Below are 13,675 nucleotides of genomic sequence, written 5' to 3' on the forward strand. Positions count from 1 at the left end.
GCGATCTAGAAAGGGAGATCATGGACCTGGAGAGCGTCAAGGCCGAACTCGCAGAGATCATCCACTACATGCACACCGAACTCAGTAACGAGCGCTCCGACCGTCAGTACATGGCAGAGCAGGTTATCCAGCGCCTGGACGACCTGCACGACTCGATCTAGAAAGGGAGATCATGGCCCGTTACGGCATCGTTTATACGCTCACCGCTGGAGCCCGCGACAAGCGTCACATCGTGGAGGGCTGGATCACGGGAGTGCCCGAAGGACTGAAGGCCCAGGAGGTCTCTGACGCCTTGGAGAGGTCCCCGCACCTGGGGACCTACTCCGAGCGAGGTGTGTTCCTCGGGAACCGCCGGCTCCTGACGGAGAAGCAGCTCCCGGCCGGACATACCGTCGCCAGCGACGTACGGGAGCACTCCTGGGAGGAGCTGACGGGGGAGCAGAAGACTGGCCGGGTCCAGCTCAACGTGCGAGTGACGCCGATGGAGAGAGCCCGATACATGAACGCCGCCGCCGCTGCCGGCCTGTCTCTCACGGACTGGGTGAAAGAGGCTCTGGAGCGAGCGGCAGGCAAAGAGGTGTAGAACTGATGTACGAGAGCGGCGGCCCTGGGGAAGGGGTCGCCGCTCTCTGCGTTCTCTACACAGCAAAACTGTGTGATGAGAACGATGAGAATGATGAGAACGTCTCTGAGCTGGGGTTTCGCTCAGGATCGAGCGATGAGAATAGCGATGAGAATTCCCCGCGAGTGATGAGAACCCCTCTGAGCTGGGATTTCGCTCTCAGGCGTGGGTGATGAGAAGTCCTGACCTGCGGTTTCGCTCAGGAGGGGTACCGATGAGAATCCCCCGGCGCGAGCGCTGCGAGTGATGAGAACCTCTCTGAGCTGGGATTTCGCTCTCAGGCGTGGGTGATGAGAAGTCCTGACCTGCGGTTCCGCTGGATTGCTAGCTAGAAAGCAAGCAAGATGGTGTCATGACACAGATTCTGGCGGTCTACTCGGAGTCGGGAGGGGTGACCAAGACAACTTCGGCGGTCTCGCTGGCTATGGCGGGGGCCAGAGACGGCCGGAAAGTCTTGCTCATCGACCTGGACCCGAGAGGCGCAGCAACGAAGTGGGTCGGCGTCGACCCGGTGGAGCCGGGGTTGCACGTCGGGGCCATCCTGGGCAACGACGATCCGGAGGGTTGGGCTGCTCAGCTCGCCGTGCCCTCCGGTGAGAACTGGTCAGACAATCTCACGATGATCCCGAGCAATCGAGAGGTGGCCAACCGGGAGAAGGCCGCTGATGACCACGCGGACACGCGACTAAAAGCGTCGCTCCGTGGCATCGACGCGGACCTGGTGGTCCTGGACTGCCCAAACCGCCAGGGCGGGCTCATCACACAGAACGCGCTCACGGCTGCTGACACCGTGGTGTACGCGGCCAAACCGAACGAGGACGGGCTAGACGGCGTAGACGGGGCAGTCCTGACCGTACGGCGGTTCAAGGCCCACAGGCAGGCCCTGGGCGCGCGGGTAGAGCTCCAGGAGGCGGGCATCATCGTGGGCGCGGCGGTACGGGGCTCGGTCTGGACGCGGGATGCTCTCCGCGCTATCGCGGAGTTGCGGCAGGCGCACCCTGGCCTGGTCCTGGAGCCCTTCGTGCCCGATCGGGTCACGGTGCTGGAGTCGCGTTCCGCGGGAACCTTCTACGGCGATTACGAGGGTGGCAAGGGCACGTTCGAGGCATACCGCCAGCTGGCAAGGAAGGTGCTGCGATGACCCCGCCTATTCAGCGGCCGGAGCCGCGCAGCAGGCCGCGTCCGGCTCCGGACGAGGGTACAGACCCTATCTTGGCGAGCCCGGAGCCAGCCCGTGCACAGAGGCCGGCGGTTCGTACGTCAGAGGAGAGGCCGGCGACCCGGCCGGGTAAGGCGCCAGTGTCCCCAACCCCTGCGAGACGCGCTATTCCTACGGTCCAACTCAACACGAGGGTGGCCCCAGAGATCGACGCGTTGGTAAACACGGTCGCGGCTGAGCGTGGGTGGACTAAGCGTGAGGTGATTGAGCACGCGCTGAAGAGTGCTTATCCCGAGCTGGTCTAGCTAGCTAGCAGGTGAAGTCTGACCACTTGGACACTCTTGAGTGAAGAGCCAAAGAGAGAAAGTGGAGAAGTAATCGCCGATCAACAAGAAGGGGACTCAATGTCGCTGAAGGTCTCACCCGAGCTGCTGGCCGAAGCCCAGACGGGTACGGTCGCGGACGATGACTTCCTGGACTGCGTGGCTTCATCGCTTCCCGACGCATGGAAGCTGGTGGAAAGCCTGGTGGATGAGCTGGAAGCGTCGGGGGCGGAGTTTGCCGACAACCGCACAGTCCTCACCGATGAGGTTGCTGGCCAGGTCCTTCGGATGATGGCGAGCAATGCCATGAGGTCCGCGATCGAGCGGAAGCACGGAGTCCGTCTGGCGTTCCAGAACTGCCACCGCGTAGCGGTGTTCAAGGCCGGGACCGAACAGTCGTACGAACGCTTCACCAGTTCAGCGGCTCAGCTTCTGAACCAGAACCCTGAGTTGGTCAACTGCTAGTTGGTACCAAACAGAGCGGCCCCCCGAGGTCATCTCGGGGGGCCGCTCTGTTTGGGTGGGTCACTCAGGATCAACCTTCAGGGCGTACTCCAGCTCGTAGGAGTCAGCAGCAAGGAGGAGATCAGCGGTCTCGACGGGGGTGTCGCCGCAGTAAGAGATACGCACGATGGTCGTGATGGGAGTGCCAGGGCGTAGTTCGAGAGCCTCGATCTCCGAGGGACGCGGCATGCGAGAGCGAAGGCGTTCGACTACGGCAGTCGGGCGAAGACCGATGGAAGTGAAGCGAGGCACTATGCCGGCCCCAAGCAAGGGTCCTTCCTCCGGCCGCTCGATGGGAGTCCCCCGAGTGATAGCGAGAGGCTCACAGGAATCGACGATCATCACAGGCTGATCGTCTGCGTACGAGGTGTAGATCGTGCGCATGACGTCGTCGCCTACACGGATGTTCAGACGCTTCGCGATGTCCGCCCCTGCTCTGTCGGGGTAAGTCCGGTGGCTGTAGCGAGGAACACGCTCGCTGGCCAGCGTCTCCTCGGCAAAGGGCGCTCCTGGGTCACTGCGGTAGTGCAGGGCCGAACGGCGAAGGAGCGGCTGGTAACGGCGAACGAAGGCTCCTCCGCCCTGAATCCTGTCGATGAGGCCCTCAGCCTCGATCAGGTCCAGGGCTTGCCTGGCCACGGTGCGAGACACATGAAAGTCGTCGCTGAGCTGGGCCTGGGTGGGGAGACGGGAACCCGGACGAAGGTCGCCGATAAGGATCTGATCACGCAAGACGCCCGCGATCTTTTCGTACATGTGGTCACTGCCTAGCTCTGGCATGGGGGCTCCTTCTGGGTCGGGTGCTGGTGCTCTCAGATTCTACGCTTGGCATGCCAAGGTTGGCATACCAAGTAAGGTCATCGTCTCCTCTGGGTTGGGAAAACCTTGGAGTGTCAAGTTGATAGGTGGCGTACCAACAAAAATCTTGGCGTGCCAAATCTTGTGTTGGTACGCCAAGGTTGATATACCAAGAGGTGTAAGCCGATCCCACAACAGGAGACGAGAACATGAACGAGGTGAAGAGCGTGACCCGACAGCCGTCCCGGTGGCCGGTGGTTCTGCTGGCTCTGCCTGCGGCGGTCGCGACGTGGACCGGCTGGGTGGATCTCGGCTCGATGTGCGGGTTCGGCGTGGTCCGTCCGCTGCCCGGCATCATGGATGAGCTGGAGATCAACACGGCGATCACGCTTCCGATCGGGGTGGAGGCGTACGGCGCTTACGCGCTGGGGACCTGGTTGGGTGCCCAGCGCTGGGTGACCCTCCAGACGAAGCGGTTCGCGATGTGGTCCGCGATCGGGTCGCTGGTGCTCGGGTGCCTGGGTCAGGTGGCGTACCACCTGCTGGTGGTCCTGGGGTTCAAGGTGGCTCCCTGGCAGATCACGGCGCTGGTGTCGTGCATGCCGGTGTTGGTGCTGGGCCTGGGTGCGGGCCTCGGGCACCTGAAGCACCGTGACGCTGCGGCGGCCCGCGTCGATCACCAGGAGGACACGGAGGACTGGACCGAGGTCTTCCCCGAGAGTCCCGCGCTGGCGCTCTACCCGCACCCTGAGCCGGTGGCCTTCCCGCCCGCTGAAGAGGTCTTCCCCGAGCCTGAGCCCGAGCCTGAGCCCGAGCCTGAGCCTGAGCCTGAGCCTGAGCCTGAGCCTGAGCCCGAGCCCGAGCCTGAGCCCGAGCCTGAGCCCGAGCCTGAGCCCGACCCTGTCGAGCGAGAGCGCGTGGAGCTGGCGACGATGACCAAGGCCGACGCGGTACGGCGGGCGCTGGCGGCCACGGACGGGACCGTGCCGGCGGCGTGGGAGTGGTTGAAGGAGCGCGGCAAGGTGGTTGACCGCTCGTACGCCTATGACGTGGCGTCGGGTCGTTCGGGCCGTCGCCGCAAGAGTCCGGTGGTTGTCCAGGAGGAGACCACGGAGCAGGCGCAGGACCGCGAGCTTCAGCCCGCGTAATCCCTCACGATTTCAAGATCCCACAACTCCAGATGAATGTTCTCTAGCTAGAAAGAAAGCTCGCTAGAAAGCGAGCTAGATCCCACAACAAGACGAAAGGCGCACTCCGATGCCTCACGTGGCCAACCCCCCCAGCACCGACATCAGCAAGACGACGACCGAGTACGCGTGGGTGATGACCCTTCAGTGGCCCTCCGGCGCGGGTTTCGGTACCTCCACCACCTTCGGCAAGTACGACGCGATCCCTGGCACGTCCCGCCTGGAGGCGTACAAGTCGATCTACAGCCTGTGCTGCGCCCAGGCCGGCATCGCGCACGGTCGCGGCACCGTCATGTTCTGGAGCATGGAGACCGAGCTGCTCTAGCTAGAAAGCTCGCTAGATCCCACAACAGGAAGTGGGGCCAGGAGGAGCGGCAACTCCCCTGGCCCCCGGTCAGAAAAGGAATCCAACCGTGTACACCACCATTCTCCCCATCGTCGGCGCTCTCATCGTCGGCATCATCGTCGGCGCGGTGTGCTTCAGCAACCTGATCACCCGGCTTGACCTGTCGGGTGTGGCCAACCCCCCGGCCCGGAAGCGGGAGCACCCCCAGGCCCACCGCGAGGCCGTACGAGAGATGGTCGCCGAGACCATCGAGGACCTGTTGGCCCCTCCGGTCACCACCCCACAGAAGCCCCGTCTCAGCGTCGTACGGACCCCGAAGGGAGGTCAGTGACAATGCTCCCGCTGGCAGTAGATCACCCGCTCGTCGACGTGACGCTCTGGCTCACGCAGACCACCCCCGGACAGATCGTCGTGTGCCTGGTGGCGCTGCTGATCGCGTGTGTCCTGTCACCTCAGGTCCGCCGGTTCGTCGGCCCGTTCTGGAGGCTGGCGACTGGTGGCCTGGTCCTGCGGCGGCCCGGCCCCTGGGACTCCACGTTCGACCGGCCGGCACCCGAGCGGCCGGAGGCCCGGCCGAACTTCCGGGGCGAGCGCTACCCGCGCTTCTGGTGGTCTCGCATCCCTGGCTACCAGCGGATGTTCTGGCGCTGGACGGTCGGGGCGACGGTCTACGCCGCGATCAAGTTCCCGCTCCCGGTGCTGTGCCTGGGCACGGCTCTGGGGCTGTACCTGCTGACCCGAGCGGTGTTCAGGATGCTTCAAGACTGGGCCTACGAGCGGAACGTGGGCACGTTCGCTCTTGGGGTCGCGATGCTCCTGGGGGAGAAGCGTAACCCGAGCGAGTACATCGCCCTGCCCCGGCTCAGGCTCACCATGGTGCCCATCGCCCTGGACGAACGGGTGACGAGGGCGGCCCGCCGCTGGCCCGCGCTGGAGCGGCTGCTGGGCCGTCTGGCGGTGCCCATGCTGCGTATCCCGCTGGAGGCTGACGACGCCCGCGTCCTGGTCCAGCTCGACGCGAAGCTGACCAGCGACGCAGTGGTCAAGGAAGTGAAGAGCCTGGGTCTGGCCCGACTGCCCGAAGGCCCCTGGGAGGCTCACCACCACGCGGCGCAACTGGTGGTGGAGCTGAAGCACCCGCGCCGGCCCCCGGCCGCCTGCTGGTACGACGAAGAGGCGAACCGCCGGTTCGACGTGGCCAATGTCCCGATCGGGATGAGGGCCGGCAAGTCAGGCCCGGAGTGGGTGACGCTCCCGCTGAAGGACCTGACCCCGCACGGCGTCATGTCCGCGACCACAGGGTGGTGCAAGACCACCACGGCGAACGTCTACGTCGGGCACACCGCCGGGAACGGCGGCAAGGTCTTCATCAACGACCCCAAGCGGGTCGGATACACCCTGTTCAAAGACCTGGACAACGTGGTGATCAGAACCACGGCGGACGGGTGGGCGGACTCGGTAGCGACCTTCGTCGAAGAAATGGAATGGCGCTACTCGCTCATTGAGCGGTTCCCTGAGATCAAGGAAAACCCGGAACTCTATTTCCAGCCCTGGTTCATGCTCGTAGATGAGCGCGGCTCTTACGTCGCGGACCTGAAGGACTGGGCGAAGCAACGTGGCGAAAAGGGAATGCCGCTCCCGCTTCGGCAGGAAAAGAAAGCCCTTTGGCAGGGTCGCGCGGCAGGAATGTACTGGATCGACCTTTGCCAGCAAGCCAACCTGTCGGTGTTTCTCGACTCGGACGGCCGCGATCAGCGTATGTGGCGAATCGCGTCGGGACCGCAAACCCGGTCAGCGTGGTTCATGCTTTTCGCCGGAGTCGCAAAGAAGTCCATTCCGATGAAGAAAGGCCGCGCGATGCTTGGGCTCGGCGTGGATAGCGTCGAGGAAATCACCCTGGCACGCGTCGATGATGCCGATGCGAGACGTTTCGCAGAGGCCGGAAAAGCAATCGCGGATCGCGAAAATCAGGCTCGGGCGAAGCGGCTCCAGGCCCTCCTAGAGGCTAGTGTCCCGGTCCAGGACTCTGCCTACGGGGCTGGGGAGACGGCCCCGAGCGTACCGGGACATGTCCTGGACAGACCCGAAACCGAAGAGCTTTCAGCCACTCCGGAAGTGAGCCAGTCCGGCGTTATTCCTGGTGACGGCGGGGACGATTTCGATGAACTGCGTCGGCTCCGAATGTCCCTGATCAGAAACGACGAGTATTCCGAGTCCGAGACGAACGTGGCCAGCGATCGCGAAGCGGGACAGAGCAGCGAACTGATCGTCGGAGTGAAAGCCGCTGCCAACCTTCTGGAAATGACAGAAGCTGCCTTCATTCAGGCACGCAAACGCCGCCCGATTCAGGGCGAAACGAAAAAGGGAATCTCTCCGGCATGGACTGAGCTTGACCTACGCGAATGGCGCTCACAGGCCAAGCGCGCGGGCGCGTCCTGAGCGGAAAACAAAAAGGGTTTCGCGCGCCATTCATTTCAGGGAAAGCGCGCGAAACCCGAGAATCAGCCCAATCCCTCCAAGAGAAAAGGACAGATCCAATGACCATTATGGCAGACTCGGCCCTTTCGCCGGAACTGGCGGACAAGGTGGAGACCTTGTACCGGCTCTACGCGTCGCGCGTGACGGCCCTGGCCTACCGCCAGACCCGGAACCACGCCGTAGCCGATGACGTCGCGGGCGAAGCCTGGCTCAGGGTCGTGCGGTGGGTTCACACCCTGCGTGCCGAGAACGATCAGGCGTGGGGATGGCTCTCGGCGATCGTCCGACACGCGGCGCTCGACTACTACCGGCCCAAGAGGTCCACGGAGCGCGTCACCGACTGGAGCCAGAGCGAGAACGCGCTGCCCGCTGCCGAGTCGGCGGAGGACACCTTCCTGGAGCGGCTGGAGCTGGCGACGGTTGTCCGGCAGCTCCAGGGCTGCGGGGAGACGGCCATGGCAAAGGCGCTGTACGAGGCGGCGGCGGCATGAAGCGGCGGCTCCAGGTTCCCATCCCGGCCCGGCCGGACTACCCCGAGACCGGCACTGCGGCTACCCCGCTGCACGCCTGCCAGCTCTGCGCCCCGGGCGCGATCCAGACCTCTACGCCGTGCCAGCACACGAAGTGATCTTTCAGGGTCCCCGGCCCTCGGCTGGGGACCCTGCACCCCTCTTGAAAGGAAAGCCTCTAATGATCAAGAACACGAACGAGACGCCTGACCTGGATATCTGTGACGATGATCTGCTGTGTGAGGTCTGCGGACATCAAACCGACCTGGTTGATCACATCAACGGGAAGCTCTACTACCGGTGCCTGAGGGCCGGGGAGCACATGACGGTGGTGAGGCCGTGAATGGTCGCAAGTTGCCGACACGCACGCCCAAGGAAGAAAACCTCCGGTGTCTCGGGCGTAGGCTGAGCCCTCACAAACACGAAACACCCCGCCGTGTTGTCCGGAGTGTCCAGCTCCGGCGGCGGGGTGTTCGCAACAACGCTATGAGGAGAGTCTACGTGACTCCTTATGCCTGTGTCGTCATGCCCCGCCGCGCGCGCTTCGCTGGTCAGGTGATGACGTGAGCGCAGAGGCACTGCCGCCCCCTGAGCGCGAGTCGGCGCGGCGGCCAGACCTGAGGGACGCGGCCACAGTCCAGGTCCGGGTTCATTCCCTGGGTGGCCGGCGGTTTGTCCAGACCCCTGAGGCGCTGCAAGCGCACACGAAGGAAGGGCAGCTGTACGACCTGTTGCCAGGCCAGCTGGCGGTGACCAGGGCTGCCCAGCTCCGGGACCTGACAGCGGACCGCACGCCCGAAAGTGTGCTGACCGACACCGTGTTTCAGGTGGCCTATCACGCACCCGGCACAGACCGGCTGAGCACCCTGGTCAGCGTTGCGGACCTGGACGCGCGGGAACCGCAGTGGCCTGACCAGCTCGGAATCCGCCCGCACACCACCAAGCGGAACCTGGAGACGATCGGGGTGGCCGTACGAGCGGTTGCGGCTACCCTCCGGGCGGACGTGGGCTGGACGTACGGCTACGCCTGCACCGGCCCCGTACGGCTGGAGGGTGGCGAGTGGGCATGGTTGCGGCCGGGCAAGGCAGCGCTCACCGCGACCGGCACCGATGACCGGCTGACGGCAGAGATCCCGCGCGGCATCGGCGCTGTACAGGGCGTGGCCGTACTGGACATGGACGACCCGTCCCCGGCCGCGAGCGCTGCGGAGGACCTTGAAGCTCTGCTGCGCGTGCTGGACCTGGTTCCCGATCAACCTGAGATCCCGCTGGCCCTGCTGGCTCAACTCGCGTGGGCTCCGTTCTCCGCTCTGCCTGATCTTGGACGTATCGCGGTCGCGGTCGCGGGCGACACCGGCTCACGCAAGACTGCGATCTCCGGAGCGATCATCGCGGCGCAGTCTTCAACCTTCAGCGGAGGGCGCGGCGTAGAAGTCCCGGTCACGATCAAGATGCGGCATAACCAGTCCACCGTGTTCGCCGCTGACCAGGTCCTTCACCCCTTGTCCGGCCTGGTGGGCACCGTGGACGACTGGTTCGCCGGCCGGATGACCGCGAAGGAGATCGCCGAAGCGTGGAAGCGGCTCTCAGCGATCGGCGACAACACCGCTACCGGCTCGGGTGGCGCGCGCGGTGGATACCGCAACGGCCAGGGCGTGGTTGCCCGTCAGGTCTTCCCGCGCTGCTGCGTGCTGGCCACAGCAGAGCGCTTCCCCGAGGAAGGCAAGCACAGCTCGGAGACGGCCCGGTATGTGGCGCTGGAGCTGGCGGCCCCGGTGAACCTCGCGGTGCTCTCGGAGATCCAGCGCGACGGACGGCCCCTGTCGCGGGCGCACGCAGCGATGATTCAGGCCAGCCTGGGCGACCTGGACCGCGTGTATGCCGCGCTGGAGTGGGGCAAGCAGGTCGCGGAGTCCTGGCCGCATGGCGGGCACGGGCGCGTCACCTACGGGTACGCCCGGCTGCTGGGTGGGGCCTACCTGCTGGCGGAGAGGATGCGGGAGCTGCTGGAGGTGGACCCCGCGCCGATGCTGGAGCACGCGGCGGACCTGATGGCCAAAGCGGCGTCTGAGCAGACCCGCCGCTCGGGCATCAGGAAGGGCCGCGACATCGCCCGTGACCCGGTGGCGCTGTGGACGAAGCACTTGCGGCAGGCCCTCGCGGGTGAGCCGTTCTGGGCTGCCGACGTACGGCGCGGCGACGCTGGCCACTATCTGCCCCCCCAGATCCCCGGCTATGGGGCTCACGCGCTGGGCTGGAGGCAGGGGAGCGAGGTCCTGATCCCTGCGGGCAAGGGCGACCCGGTGGGCGCGGTGGTGGCCTACGTCCCTGGTGAGTCGGCAGGGCGGCCCCCGTGGCGGCCCTTGACGCTCCGGTTGCGCTCTGGCCGCTGGCAGGAGATCTACGACGTGATCTCAGCGCGCGTGGTCGCCGAAGACGGCTGGAGCCTGCCCGCGTCGGCGGATCTGCGGGCGCGCCTGGTGGACGCTGGCTACCTGAAGTCCGCGACGGCACAGAATGAAGACCTGTGGGACGGGCGGCCCCGCTGCTACGTCCTGGATCTGGGCAAGCTGCTGGAGGGTGAAGAAGAGGACTGCGACCCTGGCCAGGAAGCTGGAGGGGTTCCCGCGGATTCACCCCCGGCCCCGGCCGCGCCCGTTCCGCCGGCGGTTGTGCCCGAGGTCTGCCCGGCGTGCGGGCTGAAGGTGGATGCGGCGGTGCGCGACTTGTTCGGAGGGCTGCACCCGATGTGCGCCCCGGATGAGCCCATGCCTGCCCCTGCCCCGGCCGTGGAGCCCGCACCGGCCCCGGCCGTAGAGCCCGCTCCGGAGCCCCAGAGCGGCCCTGAGAGCGCTGTAGAGCCCGCACCGGCCCCATCGCCTAGCAAGGCCCCTCAGGGCCGCACAGGGCCGCAGAAAGCCCCGTACGTGCGGCGCTCCTACGCTCACCGCGCTGCCGTCCTGGACGTGACCGGCCTGCATCTCGCGGGCGCGGCGAGCCCCCAGGAGTGCCCGCTGCCCGCGAGCAAGAGCGCGGCTCTGGCCCTGGCAGACCACCACGACATCAAGCAGCTATGGATCACGCCACGAGCGGCGCACGCTCTCGGCCTGCCCACTGTCGATGACCATGCCGACGTGCCCACAGACGCGGGAGTCCCGCACGCCTGGGCCGATGACAACGCGATCCAGGGTGACCCTGTTGGAGTGGCCCCGTGGATGGTGGTCTGGCCACGCGGCGCCACCCGCGACAAGGGCTCACGCTCCATCGTCCTGCCGCACCTGGAGACCCGCGCGGCCTGGACGTACGACGGCGAAGGGAACCCGCGAGACCTGGAGCCCGCAACGCTGCTGCGCGCGGTGGAGCTGCTGGCCGACGCGCTGGGCGCGGACTACTACTGGTCCCCGAACGCGACAAGCGCGCTGCTGGCCCGCCGCCATTGCCGCAAGCTGGGCGAGTCGCTATCGCGGACGATCCTGGCTGGAGCCGTGCCCCCGGCTGTCGGCTACTCCAAGATGCTGGCCAGCAAGTGGCAGCGGCCCCTGACTCCCCAAGAGCGCAAGGACCGCGCGGTGATCAGGCTGGACCGCAACGCGGCCTACCTGAGCGCCATGAACATCCCTCTTGGGATGGGAGACCCGACCTACACGGACGGCCCGCGTGCCCTGAATCGCAAGCTCGCTGGCTACTGGCGGATAGCCCAGGCACCTACCGGCCTGGACGCTCTGCTGCCCGAGTTGCGGTTCAAGCCCGCGCGGGATGGTCATCTCTGGCTGACCACCCCTGACGCGGCCCTCCTGGAAGATCTGGGCGTGCTCCCTGAGATCACCGCCGCTTGGGTCTGGGAGGACTCCCGGAAGGTCCTGGCGAGCCTGTACGACACGATCAGGGTTGCCAGGCTCGGACTGCTGAAGGGCAAGGTTGCCGGGGACCCGGCCGCCGCTGTCGCTCACGCCCTGACGGCCGATCTCTACAAGTCCTTCACCGGCTACCTCGCTCGGGCGGAAGGCCCGAGGGCGGAGGACAAGCGGGGACCTGATCTGCTGTGGCGGCCCGACTGGCGAGACCAGATCCTGGCGGAAGCCGGCGCGCGGATGTACCGGAACCTGCTGGCCGCTGACCGGCGACCCATCGCGAGCTACGTGGACGCGGCCTACTTCACCACGTCCGAGACTGACCCGATCGCGGCCCGGCCTGGAGGGCTCGCCTATGACCACCCGACCAAGCCCACAGGGCGCGGCGGAAGCTGGAAGAACGAGGGCCTGGTGCTCCTGGAGAACCTGGGTCACGCTCCGGGCACTCCGAAGTTCCACGATCGATTCACGAGCGAGCTGAAGAAAGGGAGGCGCGAGCCGTGAGGTTCCGGAGAGGCGCAAAGGCCGCACTGAAGGCGGCCATGCAGGGCGCGGTGTACGGCGCGACCCCGGCCCGGCAAGATCGGTCCACGCTCGGGGAGCTGGTTGACCGGTTGGGCAAGCGCGCGGTGGTCGAACGGCTGGCCGGGACCGGCGACCCGAAGTCCCGCGCGTACAAGAACGCCAGAGACAACCTGGGTCGCTACCTGCGAGGCACCCGCACCCCCAGCGCGGCGGCGCAGCACCGGCTCCAGAAGGTGGCCAAGTCGGCTCAGGTTGATCAGCTCAGGTCGAAGGGTGCGGTACGGGTCGCGGTGACGGCCGACGTGCGGAAGTCCGCGCGGATGTGGAAGAACGGGCACATGGCCGCGATCCTGGACGGCGCGGCGCTGCAGGACTACTGCGATGCCATGGAGCGCGGTGACGAGGCCGGCGCGCTGGAGATCGTCATGGAGGAGTACGGGCTCCCGGCCGATGAGGTTGCGGAGATCGCGCACGTGCATGGCGTAGACATCTTCTAAGCACAAGGTGAGGGGCACCTAGTGATCACTAGGTGCCCCTCACCTTGTGCAGCGGAGCTACTTCGTAGGCTTCTTGGGCTTCTTGGGCTTCTTGCCGAAGGATTTCGAGATGCCCGAGCTGTCGCCCTTGACGAAGATGGCACCCTTTCCGGTGACGATCGGACTGTCAATGATGATGTCGCCTTTGCCCAGGTGAACAGGGCCGGTGTTCCCCTGGATGATGATTCCGATGTCCTCGTTGAGGTCGTCGCCGTCGCCGTTGCTGATGAAGATGGCCATTTCTAGGGATCCCTTCCTAGGCGTGCTGCTGTGGGGGGAGTACGGGCTTGGTGATGTCTCGGTGGTCTACCTCTACGCCAATGCCCTGAGCGCGTAGGGAGATGGCCAGCTCTTCGGCGATGGCCACGGAGCGGTGACGACCACCGACGCACCCGACTGCCACCCTCACAAGTAGGCCCCGAGCGTTGGCGTAGTCGTCGAGCATGCCGGCGACCATTGCGGTGAGACTGGCCAGCATCCGGGCCGCGCCTGGGGTCGTCATGACGTGACTGCGAACGGCCATGTCCAGTCCGGTCATCTCCCGCATAGCGGGGTTGTGGTGAGGGTTCCGCAGGGAGCGGCGGGTATCCAGGGTGATATCTGCGGTCGGTGCGGCGGCGTGGCCGTAACCGAAGCTTGTAATCACCACCTGGATCCACGAGTCGGGGAAGAGGCCGGAAAGATCGGTCGGGGAGGTCATGATCTCTCTTTCTGGGTGGGTAGATGCTTGTGGTCGGGGCACCGGTCCACCCACCCGTTTTCGTGCCAGACGCACCCGCAGGTGAAGCTGATCTCTTTGGCCATGGTGGGTTCTCCTTTTCGTGGGTTCTTTCTAGG

General features: G+C 65.8%; 14 protein-coding genes. 11 read left to right on the forward strand and 3 right to left on the reverse strand.

Annotated elements, in window-relative coordinates; all coding sequences use genetic code 11:
* Window positions 1-172: 172 nt before the first annotated feature.
* The 3 genes from AB0I67_RS42840 to AB0I67_RS42850 all read left to right on the forward strand — a co-directional run bounded on the left by AB0I67_RS42840 (window position 173) and on the right by AB0I67_RS42850 (window position 2,569).
* The gene (locus AB0I67_RS42840) at window positions 173-583 is read left to right on the forward strand and encodes a hypothetical protein (protein ID WP_357936695.1); all 411 of its coding nucleotides are present in this window, start codon (window positions 173-175) and stop codon (window positions 581-583) included.
* Between the two features lie 391 nt (window positions 584-974).
* On the forward strand, window positions 975-1,763 hold the full coding sequence (locus tag AB0I67_RS42845; RefSeq protein ID WP_357936697.1) for a ParA family protein: 789 nt from the start codon (window positions 975-977) through the stop codon (window positions 1,761-1,763).
* Between the two features lie 422 nt (window positions 1,764-2,185).
* Window positions 2,186-2,569: an SCO5389 family protein gene (locus tag AB0I67_RS42850; protein ID WP_357936699.1), complete on the forward strand. Its 384-nt coding sequence runs from the start codon at window positions 2,186-2,188 to the stop codon at window positions 2,567-2,569.
* A gap of 60 nt (window positions 2,570-2,629) precedes the next feature.
* Here the strand turns inward: AB0I67_RS42850 and AB0I67_RS42855 are convergent, their stop codons facing one another.
* Window positions 2,630-3,388 carry a GntR family transcriptional regulator gene (locus AB0I67_RS42855; protein WP_357936701.1) on the reverse strand — a complete coding sequence of 253 codons (759 nt, stop codon included), beginning with the start codon at window positions 3,386-3,388 and terminating at the stop codon, window positions 2,630-2,632.
* 227 nt (window positions 3,389-3,615) lie between these two features.
* Here AB0I67_RS42855 and AB0I67_RS42860 point away from each other — a divergent pair, with 227 nt between their 5' ends.
* The 8 genes from AB0I67_RS42860 (at window position 3,616) to AB0I67_RS42895 (ending at window position 12,799) form a co-directional block, all read left to right on the forward strand.
* Entirely contained in the window at window positions 3,616-4,554 is a 939-nt protein-coding gene (locus AB0I67_RS42860; protein ID WP_357936703.1) for a hypothetical protein, read from the forward strand.
* A 118-nt stretch (window positions 4,555-4,672) separates the two neighbouring features.
* Window positions 4,673-4,918: a hypothetical protein gene (locus AB0I67_RS42865; RefSeq protein ID WP_357936705.1), complete on the forward strand. Its 246-nt coding sequence runs from the start codon at window positions 4,673-4,675 to the stop codon at window positions 4,916-4,918.
* A gap of 88 nt (window positions 4,919-5,006) precedes the next feature.
* On the forward strand, window positions 5,007-5,270 hold the full coding sequence (locus AB0I67_RS42870) for a hypothetical protein (RefSeq protein WP_357936707.1): 264 nt from the start codon (window positions 5,007-5,009) through the stop codon (window positions 5,268-5,270).
* A gap of 2 nt (window positions 5,271-5,272) precedes the next feature.
* Window positions 5,273-7,378, forward strand: coding sequence for a hypothetical protein (locus tag AB0I67_RS42875; RefSeq protein WP_357936709.1), 2,106 nt, complete (start codon window positions 5,273-5,275; stop codon window positions 7,376-7,378).
* A 107-nt stretch (window positions 7,379-7,485) separates the two neighbouring features.
* Entirely contained in the window at window positions 7,486-7,908 is a 423-nt protein-coding gene (locus AB0I67_RS42880) for a sigma-70 family RNA polymerase sigma factor (protein WP_357936711.1), read from the forward strand.
* 199 nt (window positions 7,909-8,107) lie between these two features.
* Entirely contained in the window at window positions 8,108-8,269 is a 162-nt protein-coding gene (locus tag AB0I67_RS42885; RefSeq protein ID WP_357936713.1) for a hypothetical protein, read from the forward strand.
* 220 nt (window positions 8,270-8,489) lie between these two features.
* Window positions 8,490-12,281, forward strand: a complete 3,792-nt coding sequence (locus AB0I67_RS42890; protein ID WP_357936715.1) for a hypothetical protein — start codon at window positions 8,490-8,492, stop codon at window positions 12,279-12,281.
* A complete protein-coding gene (locus tag AB0I67_RS42895) occupies window positions 12,278-12,799 on the forward strand; it encodes a hypothetical protein (protein WP_357936717.1) in 522 nt (173 codons plus the stop codon). Before AB0I67_RS42890 ends, AB0I67_RS42895 begins: the two co-directional genes overlap by 4 nt.
* Window positions 12,800-12,856: 57 nt before the next feature.
* Here the strand turns inward: AB0I67_RS42895 and AB0I67_RS42900 are convergent, their stop codons facing one another.
* Window positions 12,857-13,078, reverse strand: a complete 222-nt coding sequence (locus tag AB0I67_RS42900; RefSeq protein WP_357936719.1) for a hypothetical protein — start codon at window positions 13,076-13,078, stop codon at window positions 12,857-12,859.
* A gap of 16 nt (window positions 13,079-13,094) precedes the next feature.
* Window positions 13,095-13,538, reverse strand: coding sequence for an RNase adapter RapZ (locus AB0I67_RS42905; protein ID WP_357936720.1), 444 nt, complete (start codon window positions 13,536-13,538; stop codon window positions 13,095-13,097).
* Window positions 13,539-13,675 lie beyond the last annotated feature (137 nt).

Source organism: Nonomuraea sp. NPDC050310, assembly GCF_040655795.1.
Taxonomy (GTDB): domain Bacteria; phylum Actinomycetota; class Actinomycetes; order Streptosporangiales; family Streptosporangiaceae; genus Nonomuraea.